This window comes from Streptomyces sp. SID5469 (genome assembly GCF_009862865.1).
GTDB classification, from domain to species: domain Bacteria; phylum Actinomycetota; class Actinomycetes; order Streptomycetales; family Streptomycetaceae; genus Streptomyces; species Streptomyces avermitilis.
In genome coordinates, this window is record NZ_WWIN01000001.1 from 1251351 (window position 1) to 1265066 (window position 13716).

General features: G+C 69.8%; 13 protein-coding genes. 8 read left to right on the forward strand and 5 right to left on the reverse strand.

Features of this window, described 5'->3' with window-relative positions:
- Positions 1–5: 5 nt before the first annotated feature.
- Genes GTY58_RS05340 through GTY58_RS05350 form a run of 3 tightly spaced genes read right to left on the reverse strand, consistent with a single transcriptional unit; the run spans position 6 to position 3318 of the window.
- Positions 6–1442: a VWA domain-containing protein gene (locus tag GTY58_RS05340; protein ID WP_010982424.1), complete on the reverse strand. Its 1437-nt coding sequence runs from the start codon at positions 1440–1442 to the stop codon at positions 6–8.
- Positions 1439–2869 carry a hypothetical protein gene (locus tag GTY58_RS05345; RefSeq protein ID WP_037650303.1) on the reverse strand — a complete coding sequence of 477 codons (1431 nt, stop codon included), beginning with the start codon at positions 2867–2869 and terminating at the stop codon, positions 1439–1441. The genes GTY58_RS05340 and GTY58_RS05345 overlap by 4 nt, the downstream gene beginning before the upstream one ends.
- Positions 2839–3318 (reverse strand): hypothetical protein, encoded by a 480-nt coding sequence (locus GTY58_RS05350; protein WP_010982426.1) that lies wholly within the window; start codon positions 3316–3318, stop codon positions 2839–2841. Before GTY58_RS05350 ends, GTY58_RS05345 begins: the two co-directional genes overlap by 31 nt.
- 277 nt (positions 3319–3595) lie before the next feature.
- On the opposite strand from GTY58_RS05350, the gene GTY58_RS05355 reads away from it, so the two are divergent.
- From GTY58_RS05355 to GTY58_RS05370, 4 genes are all read left to right on the forward strand, one after another.
- Positions 3596–4519, forward strand: coding sequence for an aminoglycoside phosphotransferase family protein (locus GTY58_RS05355; protein WP_010982427.1), 924 nt, complete (start codon positions 3596–3598; stop codon positions 4517–4519).
- Between the two features lie 396 nt (positions 4520–4915).
- Entirely contained in the window at positions 4916–5269 is a 354-nt protein-coding gene (locus GTY58_RS05360) for a hypothetical protein (RefSeq protein ID WP_306292912.1), read from the forward strand.
- Positions 5270–5815: 546 nt separating this feature from the next.
- The gene (locus GTY58_RS05365; protein ID WP_306292913.1) at positions 5816–6202 is read left to right on the forward strand and encodes a lamin tail domain-containing protein; all 387 of its coding nucleotides are present in this window, start codon (positions 5816–5818) and stop codon (positions 6200–6202) included.
- 137 nt (positions 6203–6339) lie between these two features.
- Positions 6340–7440 (forward strand): YihY/virulence factor BrkB family protein, encoded by a 1101-nt coding sequence (locus GTY58_RS05370; RefSeq protein WP_078234807.1) that lies wholly within the window; start codon positions 6340–6342, stop codon positions 7438–7440.
- Between the two features lie 201 nt (positions 7441–7641).
- Here the strand turns inward: GTY58_RS05370 and GTY58_RS05375 are convergent, their stop codons facing one another.
- The gene (locus tag GTY58_RS05375) at positions 7642–8070 is read right to left on the reverse strand and encodes a VOC family protein (protein ID WP_010982431.1); all 429 of its coding nucleotides are present in this window, start codon (positions 8068–8070) and stop codon (positions 7642–7644) included.
- Positions 8071–8325: 255 nt separating this feature from the next.
- Between GTY58_RS05375 and GTY58_RS05380 the strand changes: the two genes are divergently transcribed.
- The gene (locus tag GTY58_RS05380) at positions 8326–9621 is read left to right on the forward strand and encodes a tyrosine-protein phosphatase (RefSeq protein WP_010982432.1); all 1296 of its coding nucleotides are present in this window, start codon (positions 8326–8328) and stop codon (positions 9619–9621) included.
- Between the two features lie 307 nt (positions 9622–9928).
- On the opposite strand, the gene GTY58_RS05385 is transcribed toward GTY58_RS05380, so the two are convergent.
- A complete protein-coding gene (locus GTY58_RS05385) occupies positions 9929–10363 on the reverse strand; it encodes a hypothetical protein (RefSeq protein ID WP_010982433.1) in 435 nt (144 codons plus the stop codon).
- Between the two features lie 477 nt (positions 10364–10840).
- On the opposite strand from GTY58_RS05385, the gene GTY58_RS05390 reads away from it, so the two are divergent.
- The 3 genes from GTY58_RS05390 to GTY58_RS05400 are packed head-to-tail and all read left to right on the forward strand — an operon-like array spanning position 10841 to position 13642.
- Positions 10841–11107: a hypothetical protein gene (locus tag GTY58_RS05390; protein WP_010982434.1), complete on the forward strand. Its 267-nt coding sequence runs from the start codon at positions 10841–10843 to the stop codon at positions 11105–11107.
- Positions 11100–11771 carry a sigma-70 family RNA polymerase sigma factor gene (locus tag GTY58_RS05395; protein WP_010982435.1) on the forward strand — a complete coding sequence of 224 codons (672 nt, stop codon included), beginning with the start codon at positions 11100–11102 and terminating at the stop codon, positions 11769–11771. The genes GTY58_RS05390 and GTY58_RS05395 overlap by 8 nt, the downstream gene beginning before the upstream one ends.
- Positions 11768–13642: a M48 family metallopeptidase gene (locus GTY58_RS05400; RefSeq protein ID WP_010982436.1), complete on the forward strand. Its 1875-nt coding sequence runs from the start codon at positions 11768–11770 to the stop codon at positions 13640–13642. Before GTY58_RS05395 ends, GTY58_RS05400 begins: the two co-directional genes overlap by 4 nt.
- Positions 13643–13716: the final 74 nt, after the last annotated feature.

Below are 13716 nucleotides of genomic sequence, written 5' to 3' on the forward strand. Positions count from 1 at the left end.
CCTTTCTAAGCGAGGAACGTCTTGAGTTCGTGGACGAGCTTGCGGATGTGGCCGGAGACCACCGGCGTGCCAAGGGCCTTGAAGCGCTCCCGGAACCAGGGGTTGACCTCCTGGCGACCGGAGCTGGTCACCGAGCCGACCGGGATGAACTTCACCCCGGAGCGGTGGACCGCCTCGATGCCTTCGAACAGCGGCTGGGAGCGGTCGAACTCATAGAAGTCCGAGATCCACACCATCACGGTGCTCCGCGGTTCGGTGATCTTCGGGCGGGCCATGGCCATGGCGACGGGTCCGTCGTTGCCGCCCCCGAGGTTGGTGCGCAGCAGCATCTCGAACGGGTCGCTCACCCAAGGGGTCAGGTCGATGGCACGGGTGTCGTACGCGATCAGGTGGACGTCCACCTTCGGCAGCCCGGCGAAGATCGACGCCAGGATGGTGCAGTTCACCATCGAGTCGACCATCGAGCCCGACTGGTCCACGACGACGATCAGCCGTTGGGGCGTCGTCTTGCGGGCGGTGTGCCGGTAGTAGAGGCGGTCGACGTACAGCCGCTCCTCCTCCGGGCTCCAGTTGGTGAGGTTCTTCCAGATCGTGCGATCGAGGTCCAGGTTGCGGAAGGTCCGCTTGGGTGGGACGGAGCGGTCCAGCGCGCCGGCCGTGGCCTGCGCCACCTGGGTGCGCAGCACCTCGGCCACCTCGTCGACGAAGCGGCGGATCAGAGCCTTGGCATTGGCCAGCGCGACGCCGGACAGATTGTTCTTGTCGCGCAGCAGCTGTTCGATCAGCGACATGCTCGGGGTCAGCTGTGCGGCGAGGGTGGGATCGGCGAGGACCTCACGCAAGTGCATCCGCTTCACGAGATCGGCCTCGATGGCACCGAGTTCCGGGCCGATCGCGGGAATCAGACGGCCGAGGTCGGGCGTCGCACCGCGACCGCCGGTGCCGGCCGGACCGGCGCCTCGCCCCGCGCGCCCTCCTCCCGGGCGTCCCCCGCGCAGTTCGCCCGGCCGGCAGCCGAGCGCTCGCTCCAGCCACCCCGCGTCGGACTGCCAGCGCGACAGCTGTCCGGCGGTGACGGTGCCGGATCCGGCGGCGAAGACGTTGAGCAGCACCTTCGACACCAGGGCCGCACGCCGTACTTCGGCGGCCCGGTCGCGTCCGTCGTCGTCGGGCTCGGGCTCGGGCACCATCAGACCGTCGAATTCGGAGGCCAGCTCCGGGTGGCGCTGCACGATCGAGTCGACGGAGGTCCCCGGGTCCAACAGCCCGGACGGCAGACCGATGTCCTCGACGACAGCGAGGCTCGCCGACTCCAGCGTCGCCTGTTCTTCGTGGTCGAAGAGACGGGCGAGGAGCCGCCAGTAGAGAACCTGGCGACGGTTCTCGTCCGAGTCCGCCTCCGCGTTCTGCTCGGGCGTGTGTTCGGTCGTCCGCTCGGTCATTTCCTCAGCAGCCTTCCGGCGCGCTCACGCAACACCGCCACAGCCTCGGTGGCGGCCTTCTCGGCCTTGGCGCCCGTCTTGTCGGCCGTGCCGCCGGCCCATGCTCCGGCGTGGACCGCGACAGCCTTCTTCCGCACGGTCGTCTCGACGGCGAGCGGTTGGACGCTGAACGCCCCGGTGTCCCAGCGCAGCAGGCCGATGCACGCGTTCGACAGCGCGACGGCCTCGGGGGTCAGCGGGCCGGTGGTCGGGACCCGGTCGGCCTCGACGGCGAGTCCGTGTCCGTGTCCGTGTCCGGCCGTGTTGAACGTCAGTACGTCGCCGTCCTTGTGGACGGCGTAGCCCTCCAGGAACACCGGTACGGCGATGCCCGCCGGATGCCGGTGAAGCGGCGCGGTGTGTGCGGCGGTCGCGGTGGGCAGGACGACGCGGGCGGTGGCGAAGGGGTCGGCGGGCTCACCGGGGCGCCCTTGTTCATCACTCCAGATCAGGTCGCCTTCGGCGGTGATCGGCATGGCGTGGAGCTCCATCGAACGGCCTTCGCCTGCGGCGGCCAGGAGCGACATGTGCGGGCGGAGCAGCTGCCAGACACCGGCTCCGACGACCGTGTCCGGCTTCGGCACCGAGACACTGGCGCGTACCAGGCGGGGCGCGCTGCCGTCCGCGGGCTCGAACACGGCGTGGACCTGGGCCTGCGCGGCGGTCGCGTGTTCGTGCACGTCGACACCGAGGGGCAGCAGGCGGCCGGTGGCGGGAGCGGTCGTGGGCGCGTCGGCGGCGCCGGGCACCGTCAGGAGCATCGCACGCGACCACACATCTCCCCAGCGGCGTACCGGCATTCGCTTGAGGGCCGCCCCGGGGCAGGAGGCGGCGAGTTCGGCGGCGAAGCCGTCGAGGAGCGTCGCCAGGCGGCGCAGGGAGGGGTCCGGGAGCATCGACGAGACGACCTGCGCCGATGCCGACACCACCTCGTGATCGATGCCCTGCCATCCGGCGCGCGCCAGATCGCAGAGCCAGGAGCGGGCGGCGGCCAGCAGGTTCACCATGTGCCGCTCGCCGGGCGTCGAGGCCGTCGCCTCACCGCGGGTGCGACCGATCACCTCGTCGACGCGGGTCATGAGGGCGTCGTGGACGGAGCCGAGCAGTGCCGTGCGGGCGGCGGCCAGGGCGACGAAGTGGTCCTCGCTCGCGGCTCCGGCCGCCGCCTTGTCGGCGGCCTCCGCGACCCTGGAGGCCAGCGGTGTCCCCGCGACGGCGCAGGCGAGTTGGTTCAGGTCGGCGGCCTGGGCGGGCTGGGGCCGGAGCAGGCCGCCGACGAGCGTCCGGTCGAAGCCATCGACCGCGGCCAGGGCTTCGTCGAGCCCGGCCATGGGTTCGGTGAGCAGGTCGGTGCGCATCACGCCACCGCCCTGGTCGGCGGGAACCACTGCATCTCGGGCAACGGCGCGGTGGTCGGGGCGAGTTCCAGGTAGGCCAGGTGGCGCAGGAACCGGCTGAAGACCCAAGCGGCGGCCTTGGCGTCCCCCTGTGGCGGGTTGGTTCCGCTCATCTCCGCGGCGATGCCCTGTGCGCTCCGCTCCTCGTCCGCGATGTCCACACGCAGGTAGCGGACGACGCGCTCGACGCCGTACTGCAGCACCGCCTCGTTGATCAGGGCCTTGATGTGGTTGCAGAACGAGCCCCGAGCGCCGCCGCAGGGACGGTTGTTGTTGGTGCTGCACGCGAACGCGTAGCTGCCGGCCGCGACCGATGAGACGTAGACCCGCTCGATGTCCGATCCGCTGGACACCACGCCTTGCAGGCGTCCGTCGGCAAGTTCGACGAACGGGACCTTCGCGAGCTTGCGCGGTCGCGCGGGCGGTATCACGCGCGCCATGCTGGACTTCTCCCAATCCGACAACGCACCATCTCCTTTGCACCAAGGGGCTCTCGCGCCAGAGCGGCGAGACACGGCTGAACATAGTGGCGACCACTGACAACGCCGATCACAGGCGGAGTTCACCCCCGTCGAGCGTGCTGTGCGACAGGGGTACGAACCGGCCGCCCCGACGACCGGGAGCCCGGACCCCGGTCCGGACGCCGCGCCCGCGACGCCAAGCTCCGCACCCCGATAATCCGTTGCCGCCCACGCTCGCCCGAGCGATCATCGCGGGATGCCGACCACTCCCCCGGACGGACGCTCCGGGATCGACGCTGCCCTGGTGAGCCGTCTGATCGCGGCGCAGTTCCCTCAGTGGAGCGGCCTGCCGGTGACCCCGGTGGACATCGACGGCTGGGACAACCGCACCTATCGCCTGGGCGACGACATGACGGCCCGTCTGCCCACCGCCGCCGGCTACGTTCCAGCGGTCACCAAGGAACACGAGTGGCTTCCCAGGCTCGCACCATCGCTGCCGGTCGCCATCCCGCCGATCCTGGCGATGGGCGTCCCGGGTGAGGGATATCCGTTCCCGTGGTCCGTACGCGGCTGGCTCCCCGGTGAGCGAGCCGATCGAGGGCGCATCGACGACCTGTCGCAGTTCGCGGTCTCGGTAGCCGAGTTCGTCCTCGCGCTCCAGCGCTGCGACACCACCGGCGGCCCGCTCGCCGGGGAACACAGCTGGTACCGGGGCGCGTCACCGGCCCATTACGACGACGAGACCCGCCGTTGCCTGGCCGCCCTCGAGGGACGTGTCGACACTGACCGTGCGGCCACCGTCTGGGGCGCCGCCCTCGCCGCCCCGTGGGATGGGAACCCCGTGTGGTTCCACGGCGACGTCGGCGCGGGCAACCTCCTGGTCGCAGACGGGAAACTCGCGGCTGTCATCGACTTCGGCACATCCGGTGTCGGCGATCCGGCCTGCGACCTGGTGATCGCATGGGGGATGTTCTCCGGCGACAGTCGGGACGCGTTCCGCCGTGCTGTCGGCCAAGACGAGGGCACCTGGGCACGGGCTCGCGGGTGGGCTCTCTGGAAAAGCCTGCTGACCCTGGCCGAGTGCATCGACACCGATCCGGAACAGGCCGCCGTCAACCGACGTCTGATCGGTCACGTGCTCGAGGATCACCGCCGCTTCGCCCAGCCAAGCGTGGCGTAGCCGATCCGGGCCTGCTTTCGCGCGTAGGTCCGGTGCTGGGCGCGGGCGACACGATGACCTTCGAGACGGTGGCCCAGAGCACCCGGGACGCCCCCACCGGTGTGGACGGCCGCGTTGCTCCGTACGAGTGGTGCATCCCCTGACACAGTCGTAGCGTCAGTACAGAGACGATCGCTGGCGACGGAACGGCACACCGTCCTGCGTCAGCCCCACAATCCAGACTTCGCCAGGCGAGCGGACCAGAGGTATGCGCGCGGGGCCATGGGTGGCGGAGACAGGCGGCCGGGAGCGGACATGCGGACACACACAGTGAAAACGTTGGTTACGCTCTGTGCGGCTGTATCGCTCGCGGCAGCCACGGGATCGTCCTCCGCTGCCCCGCCGACCGCGCGGGCCGTGAAACAGCAGCCCGAACGCACCGTGCTTGTCGACTGTTTCTGGAAACCGAACGTACGCCCCACCGACTTCATCCTCGCCTGCGGTGACGGCAACAGCCGTCTGTCCTCGCTCAAGTGGTCGCACTGGAACCTGAACTCGGCGACAGCCAAGGGCTTCAACCTGGTGAACGACTGCAAGCCGTACTGCGCGGCGGGCAAGTTCCACTCGTACGCGGTCGTCGTGCGGCTCGACCACCCGCAGCCCTGGAAGAAGCGCCCGCAGGTCCAGCACTACACCCAGATGAGCCTCGTCTACACCGACAACAGGCCGGACGGGTTCGAGCGAACGGTCACCTACCCCCTGTGGAACTGACGTCGAGGGGTTGGCACGGTCGCGCCGCCGGTGGGCCCGCCTGGCGTGGACGCTTGTGCGCCACGCCCCCCGTTCGGGTGATGGGGTGGGGGCGGGGGCTGTTGCTCACTTTCGGGTGACGGTCGGATGGCGAGTGGGGTGGCGAGTGGGGTGGCGCGCCGCAGCGGAGGTAGGGGTCGGCCAAGGCTGGTAAGGGTGGCGTGTGTACTGCTGCGTCAACTTCATGCCGCGCCGATATGCGTGCAGTGTGCAGGTGAGGATCACAGCCGTGTCGGTGATCCGTAACCCTCGCCCGGTCCGGGACACGGCAGCCCGGGGCGGCGGGAGAGTGGTGGTCCTCGGCCACCGGGCCGGGACCCGCACACCGCAGACCACCCGCAGCACCGCTGTCGTGGTCTGCCAGCACCCAAGGGGGCACACATGTCCGCTTTGCAGTCCGTTTCAGCCCGTCGTCTGACTGCCGTCGCACTGACCGCCGGCGCGTTGATGAGTGTCGCGGCTCTGCCGGCCTCGGCAGACCAGGATCGCCAGCCCCACCGGCAGCGGGTGGAGATCAGCAACGTCCACTACGACGCTCCGGGCCGCGACGACCGCAGCAACCGCTCCCTCAACCAGGAGTGGGTGGACATCACCAACACCGGCCGCCACTCCGTCAACCTCGACGACTGGACCCTGAGCAACCGCGACGGCCGCACCTACACCTTCCACCACCTGCGCCTGGAGGGCCACTCCACCGTCCGGGTCCACACCGGCAACGGCCGGGACACCCACCGTGACGTCTACCAGGATCGCCGCCACGAGGTGTGGAACGACCGCTCCGACACCGCGACGCTGCGCAACGACCACGGTCGTGTCATCGACACGGCGTCCTGGGGGCGCGGCAGCCACGAGCGGCGGGGTGGGCACGAGGGGCACGGTCACAGCCGCCGCTGACCCCACCGCGGGCCGGCCGAAAGGCTGAAGCAAGGCCACCCGCCCGCACGACCGGCGTGCCACGGACCCCCAGTCCGTGGCACGCCTCCTTTTCGCGTGGTGCGCATACGCGTGCGCGAGCGGGTTACTCGGTGTCCATGGCTCGGCTACCGAAAATCGGACACAAGGACCACGAGGCGCGTCGGAGCGACACCACGGATGCCGCCCCCGCCCCCGCCTCCGGCCGTCCGGAGACCGCCCAGGAGACGGACGAGCAGTTCGGTCCGGACGAACAGGTGGAGCAGGCAGCGCCGGAGGCGCCGACGAAGCTGCCCAAACGGTCGTGGGGTGCGGTGCTCAAAGGCAGTCTGCGGGAGTTCAAGGACGATGAGCTGACCGACCGCGCGGCGGCGTTGACGTACTACGGGGTGCTGGCGCTGTTTCCCGCACTGCTGGTGCTGGTGTCGCTGCTGGGCATCACCGGCAAGTCGACCACCGACAAGGTGCTGACCAACGTCCAGAAGCTCGCCCCCGGCTCGGCCCGGGACATCATCACCCGGGCCGTGGAGCAACTGCAGAACAACGCCGGCACCGGCTCGGTCGTGGCCATCATCGGTCTGGTTCTGGCGGTGTGGTCGGCGTCCGGCTACGTGGCGGCGTTCATCCGCGCGTCCAACGCGGTCTACGACATTCCCGAGGGCCGTCCGGTGTGGAAGATCCTGCCCATCCGGGTGGGCGTGACGGTCGTCCTGATGGTGCTGGCCGTGATCAGCGCACTGATCGTGGTCTTCACCGGCGGTCTGGCGCGCCAGGCCGGAGATGCCCTCGGTATCGGTGACACCGCGCTGACCGTGTGGTCGATCGCCAAGTGGCCCGTGCTGGTCATCCTGGTCACGCTCATGATCGCGATCCTGTACTGGGCCAGTCCGAACGCGAAGGTGAAGGGCTGGCGGTGGATCACCCCGGGCAGCTTCCTGGCCCTGGTGATCTGGATGATCGCCTCCGCCGGGTTCGCGTTCTACGTCGCCAACTTCGCCTCGTACAACAAGACCTACGGCACCATGGCAGGCGTCATCGTCTTCCTGGTCTGGCTGTGGATCACCAACCTGGCCATCCTGCTGGGCCTGGAATTCGACGCGGAGACCGCACGTCAGCGCGCCATCATCGGCGGCCACCCGCCCAAGGCCGAGCCGTACACCCAGCCTCGTGACACCCGCGCCTGGGACGAGCAGGACCGACGCCGCATGGACGACGTCTGAGCGGCCCCGCGAGCCGAGTCGCGACAGTATGTTCGACGCCACCGTTCCACCCGGCACGCGCCGCCACAGTCAGGGGCAGTCGACCCGACAGCTCAGGCGTGGCCCAGCTCCTGGCCGGGAAGGCATGGGCAGGGCCACCCATGCCTTCCCGGCCGGGCCGGGATGCTGCCGGTGCAGTGGAGTCAGGCCGCCAGGAGGGGGTTAAGGCCGGATGTAGGGCCGGGTCATGATCTCCATGTTGTGGCCGTCCGGGTCGGCGAAGTACGCGCCGCGACCGCCGAAGAGACGGTTGATCTGGCCGGGTTCGGTGTGGTTGGGGTCGGCGTAGTAGGTGACCCCGACCGCCTCCAGACGGGCGATCATGCCGCCGAACTGCGCGTCGGGCACGAGGAACGCGTAGTGCTGCGACTGGATCGGCTCGCCGGTCTTCTCGTAGTAGTCGAGCGTCACGCCGTTGCCGAGGTCGACGGGCAGGAACGGCCCGAACGGAGCGCCGACCTTCAACCCGAGAATCGCGGCGAGGAACTCTGCGGAGAGACGGCGGTCGCCGGCGTAGACGGCGGTGTGGTTCAGCTGGGCGGTGGTCGCGGGCAGCTGAGACTCGTCCTGGTACTGCTGTTCGTGTGACATCTGCGGTGTGTCTCCGGGTCGTGGGATCCGCTGGGATGGGGCGCCACACGCGGGCGCCGGGAGGAAAGACGCGGAGAAGAGGGGGCGGGGCTCTTGCCCGCCTCGCGCTCACGCCGAGGCCGGGCGCCTCACTCGTGCATGGCCCATGGCCGACCCGGCAGTCACGTGATCGACTCTAGTGTCCACCGCTGGCTGGGGCAACGCCGTTCCTCGACTTCCGCTCTGTGTGGTCGAGGGGACATAGGGTGCCGCCTTGTGAACAGACACATATCTTTCGAACGACTGCACAACTTCCGTGACCTGGGCGGCTATACGACCGCGGACGGACGCGTGGTGCGGTGGGGGCGGCTGTTCCGCTCCGACTCACTGGGCAAGCTCACGGGCGAGGAGTGGGAACGCTTTCTCGCCCTCGGTATCGGCACGGTCATCGACCTGCGCTACCCCTGGGAGATCGACGCCAAGGGACGCGTCCCCGAGCACCCGGCGTTCACCTATCACAACCTCAGCATCGAGCACCGTCCCTACGATCAAGCGGGCCTCGGGCCGGATGTGGAGACCGGGCCGTTCCTCGCCGAGAAGTACATGGAAGTGGCCCACGACGGCGTCAAGGAACTGCGTCAGGTCGTCGAAGTGATCGCGGCCGTCGCCACCTCCACAGACGAGTCCGTGGTGTTCCACTGTGCGTCCGGCAAGGACCGCACCGGGCTGGTGGCCGCACTCGTCCTGGCTCTCCTGGGCGTCCCCGAGTCGCAGATCGTCGAGGACTTCACCCTCACCGAACTCGCCACCGAACGCCTGCTGGCCGACTGGCGGGCCGACCATCCCGGCCAGGAACCGACCTGGCCCGGCTACGGACGTGCCCCCGCCGATGTCATGCGCCTGTTCCTCGACGCGCTGACGCACCAGCACGGATCGATGGCCGATTACGCCCGCGACCTGTTGAGGATCGACGAGGGCCTGATCGCGGCCCTGCGCCGCAACCTGCTCGAACCAGCCGCGGAACCCGAATTGACCTTCCGGCGCGCGGACCACCGCGACCTGCCGGAACTCGTCCGTCTCCGCGACAGCGCCGCCCGCTGGCAGATCGCCCGCGGGATCGACCAGTGGAAGCCGGGACAACTCGGCGAGGATCACTTCCGGGCGCGGCTGGCCGACGGCGAGATCTGGATCGCCACCCTCGGCCCCACCGGCCCGACCGCCGGTGCCTGGGAACTGTGGTGGGACGATCCCGCGGCCTGGGGCCCACAGCCCCCGAGCGCCGGGTATGTGCACCGGCTGATGACCGACCGGCGCACCGCACCGCCGGGCACCGGACGCCTGATGCTCGCCGAGGCCGAACGCCGCATCGCCGAGACCGGCCGGACCTTGTGCCGTCTGGACTGCCTGGCCAGCAACCCGCGGCTACGGCAGTACTACGAGACAGCGGGGTACACGGTCGTCGGCGAGCAGTCGTCGAAGGACGGCGGCCTGGGCAACACCTACGCGGTGACGCTGCTGGAGAAAACAGTTCCGGAGGCACTGACCCCGCGGAGCACGAAACCGGCTCGCTGACCGCTTCCACCACCGCCAGGTCGTCCGACCACGACAGCGTGGGAGCCCTTGACGGCGCCCCTGCGCGTGCCGGCGGGCCCGTGCTCGCGGTATGACGACCTGTGGCTGTCGTCCTGGACGGCCCCATTCGGCCCCCGCGAGGGCACCCGCGTCGAAGGACAGGCCCTCGGGGCGGACGACGGCGTACGCGGGCGCCAGGACACGTTCGCCGTGGTCGGCGCGGTCGGCCACGGCGAAGGACGGCACGCTGCGACGAAAGCGTTCATCGTGCCGGGGCCGACAGGTACGAGCCCCGCCTCATGGCATGTCAGACGTCGGTGGGCAGGCCGCTCACCTCCGCGATGCCCCGCAGCTCCTCGTCCTGACGGTGCCGTTCACCGATGAAGTCGGCGATCTCCCTGCGCCGGTCCGGATCGACCGCGGTGTCCGCGTCCGTCACGATCCTGACGGGTCCCACCTCCTCGGTCTCGATTTCGACGATCTGGTTGTCCAGGCGCCCGGTGACGGCGACCGCGAGAACGAGGGACGCCTCGTCCCGGATCTCCTGGGAGACAGTGCTGCCCTCCGCGCCCTCGAGGCTCAGCTCGATCGGACCCGCACTCTGGTCCTCGACCGCCTTGAGCGCCGGTTCGACCATGCGGAGCAGCAGCTCGTAGTCCGCTGGGGCCATCCGAATGCGGAGCAGGTCGAGGTACAGGTCCACGGGCCGACCGCCCTCCGGCGAAAGCTCTGATTCGTTCATGAGACTCGTGTGCCCAAATGTGGGCGACTTGATCGCATCTGTGTCCGGGACCGGAAGGGCCGGGCTGTGCGGCCGCCACCGCTCGAAACCCGCCTGCCAGGACGACCGCCCGCGCACGGCCACAGGGTGGCTGTTCGCCCGCGAAGGCCGAGCCCCTGCGCCATCGGCGCAGTGACCCAGCGAACCAGAACCCCAGTGGCACCGCGACACAGTGCCCAGCGACCCAGTGGCACAGCGGCCGGGCCTTCAGCTCGACCGGAGGGCGAGGAGGCGCCTTCAGGGACACGATTCACCCGAAAAGCGCTGTTGTGACTCTCCGCGCCGAGTAGCGTCCGGTCGTGCACAGTGCCGTTTCCAAGGATGGAGTCGCGTGCGGGAAGAAACTTGCGAAACGGCTTTAAGAACCGCTCCTCCCCAGGCCCCTATAGGGCAACGCGCGCCACACCACGTGGGCGCATGGAGGGAAGGGGAGAGGGCATGACGCCAGAAGCGCTGTCAGCGGTACTGCTGCTCGCCGTGGGAGGGGTGCTGCGCTTGGCCGGGGACATGGTGCGGAGGCAGGCCGCACGGGCGGCCGAGGAGACCCGCGCCCGCATGCTCGTGGATCTCGTCGGGCACTGCGGCCCGGACGCGGTCCTCGTCGACCGACGCTCGGGAGGCGCCGTGCTGACCGTACGCTCCGGTACGGCCGCGGCCCAGGAGACCGGTGCTCGTCATCAGGGCCGGGGTGAGGACCGTGGGTGACACGCCCCGAACCGACCGCGCGAACAACGCCGACGTCGAACGCGAGTTCCAGGTCTTCTACGCGGCCCACTACGCCCAACTGGTCGCCCAGGGAACGATGTTGAGCGACAGCCTCCAAGAGGCCGAGGACGCCGCGCAGGAAGCCTGCATGGCGGCGATGGCCAAATGGGACACGATCCGGTCCCCGTACCACTGGACCAAGAAGGCCATGAGTCGCAAACTCGTCCGCGACCGTCAAATGCGCAGGGCCCGCTGGTACCGACGGCTGCTGCCGCAGTCACCCCCCGACCTGGAGATCCCGGTGCCGCCCCGCTCCTCGGTCGATGAGCGGATGCGCGCCCTCGACGTCCTGGCCGCGCTGCGGCAACTGCCGCCGCGCCAGCGCCAGGTCATGATCCTCCTCGCCGAATGCGAACTGGATCACCAGGAGATCGCGGAGCTGCTCGGCACGACTCCCAACAACGTCGGCGTGAACGTCCATCACGCCCGCCGCAAGCTTCGACTCCTGCTCGGTCAGGGCTCCGAGCCGGTGCCGACGGGCGACTCACTGGACTCCGTCCGACGCGACGACCCCCTGTACGCCCTCATCCACTCCACGGCCGTGTGGCTGCGACAGGGAATCCACGCCAAACAGCGCGCGGACCGGAAGGAGGGAAACCGGTGAGCCACCACATTCGCCTGGCCTTGGCGGCCATCCTCCTGGTCACCTTCTACGCTGCGGTCGCCCTCACCATCCTGATCTGGGTGACGCTGGTCATCCTCATGTTTGACGTAGCGGGCTCCGTCTGGGCGACCACCCTCCCGGTCACCGGGTTCCTGTTCTGTGCGGGCACGGCCGTCCCTGTGTACGCGCTGGGCGACGCGGCGCGCCGTTCGCTCTTCCTGGTGGACACACCGTCCACCCCGTCCCTGGAGGTGGGCCGCGGTCGGGCGGCGGCGCTGCACGCGCTCGTCGATGACCTCGCCGAGCGGCTAGGGATCTCCGAGCCGGTGCGCATCCGTCTCCACACGGCCGTGGGGGCCGAGGCGGTGGACGAGGACACCCGGTTCCTGGGACTGTCGGCCGGGAACCACGTCCTGTCCGTCGGCCTTCCCCTGCTGGCCGCCCTTCCGCACCGTCAGATCCGCGCCGTCATGGCTCATGAGCTCGCCCATCTGTCGCTGCGTCACCATCGCGTCCGCGCCTTCACTCTCCGTCTGGAAACCAGCCTGACCGTCGCCCGCGAGTCCCTGATCTCGTTCGGAACGGCAAACGGCCTCGTCGGCATGTACGTCGGCCTCCCGCAGGCGATGATCGGCCTCTACATCCGGCTGTTCCGGTGGCTTGTCCAGCCCGTACGCAGGCGGCAGGAGCTGGAGGCCGACCATACGGCTGCCCGGCTCTGCGGCGCGCCCACGCTCGCGGAGGCCCTGGCCAACCGGGCCGTGGTGGAGCCGCTGTGGATCGAGTTCCACCGCATGTATCTGGACGCGGCTCCGGACGGCGTCCTGCCTGCCGACCCCTTCCGGGCATTCGCCCGCACGATGGCGGACCCCGGAGTCCAGGACAGGCTCCCCGCCCTGCGCGCGCGGATGGTCGAGGCGCCCGCCGCACAGAACGAATTCGGCCCGTCGCACCCTCATTTGGCGTATCGCCTGCGCCGTCTCACGAAGGGACACGAGCCCGCTGCCGCCATCGCGTGCCGGCCCGACGCCGCCCTTCTGCCCGATCTGCTCCCCGGCCAGATCGCCGGCCTGCTGGCACGTTACGTCGGCGCGAGCACGCTTCCGTGGCAGGACTGGATCGACCGGTGGGTGGATGCCAGGAACGCGGTCCTGGTCGAGCCCCTGTGTGCGGCCGTCCGTACGCTCGTCGGCCCGGAACATCAGCCGGTCGCGCTCCACCAGGTGCTGCACCTGCTGGAGGCGGGACAGCGCATGCCCCTGGCCCGGGCTCTCGCCGGGAGGGTGCCGGAGGCTCACCGGGAGCCTGACGATCCGCTGGCCCTGCTGTCGGCGGCGCTGCTCGCGCTGGTCAAGAGCCGGCTCACGGAACGGCCAGGTCCTGGGTCGCCCCTGCCTCAACTGGTGAGGGACGCCGTGTTGCAGCCGAGCCACGTCTCGCGGCTCTCTCTCCATCTGGCGGGGTGCGGTGTCGACGAGACCGCACCCGCGCAGGACACCCCAGAAACGGGGCAGCATCCCTCGGACGAGCCGGAACAAGCCGGTTACTCGACGGCCAAGGTGTCCGGCGGCATCCCGGAAGCGGGCCGCAGGGTCATTTCCTCGGTCCGCGCGGTCACCCTCACCGTGCTGATCGTCGTGGTGGCCGTGGGAGGTCTGCGCTGGACCACGCGCGACAAGCCCGCATTCGTACCTCCCACCCGCGTCACCCCGACCTACTCACCGGTCTACCCGATCAGCCCTCCCCTGCCGTCGCAGCCGTACGCTCCGCTGCCCTCGGCATCCGCCTACCCCTTCAACCCCGAGGATCGGTTCCGCCTCCCCTCTCCCGTCCTGACGCCGCCCGACTTCTACCTGAGTGCCACTCCGTGACCGGCGACCTCCAGCGGAGGGTCGCTGGCGGAAGCGGTCGCCGGGTGCCCTGGAGCGGGTGCGGGCCGGGCTGG

Bases quoted from the DNA above. Each gene is read 5' to 3' on its own strand.
- GTY58_RS05340 (WP_010982424.1), bottom strand. From the start codon at position 1,442: ATGACCGAGCGGACGACCGAACACACGCCCGAGCAGAACGCGGAGGCG.
- GTY58_RS05350 (WP_010982426.1), bottom strand. From the start codon at position 3,318: ATGGCGCGCGTGATACCGCCCGCGCGACCGCGCAAGCTCGCGAAGGTC.
- GTY58_RS05355 (WP_010982427.1), top strand. From the start codon at position 3,596: ATGCCGACCACTCCCCCGGACGGACGCTCCGGGATCGACGCTGCCCTG.
- GTY58_RS05370 (WP_078234807.1), top strand. From the start codon at position 6,340: ATGGCTCGGCTACCGAAAATCGGACACAAGGACCACGAGGCGCGTCGG.
- GTY58_RS05375 (WP_010982431.1), bottom strand. From the start codon at position 8,070: ATGTCACACGAACAGCAGTACCAGGACGAGTCTCAGCTGCCCGCGACC.
- GTY58_RS05385 (WP_010982433.1), bottom strand. From the start codon at position 10,363: ATGAACGAATCAGAGCTTTCGCCGGAGGGCGGTCGGCCCGTGGACCTG.
- GTY58_RS05390 (WP_010982434.1), top strand. From the start codon at position 10,841: ATGACGCCAGAAGCGCTGTCAGCGGTACTGCTGCTCGCCGTGGGAGGG.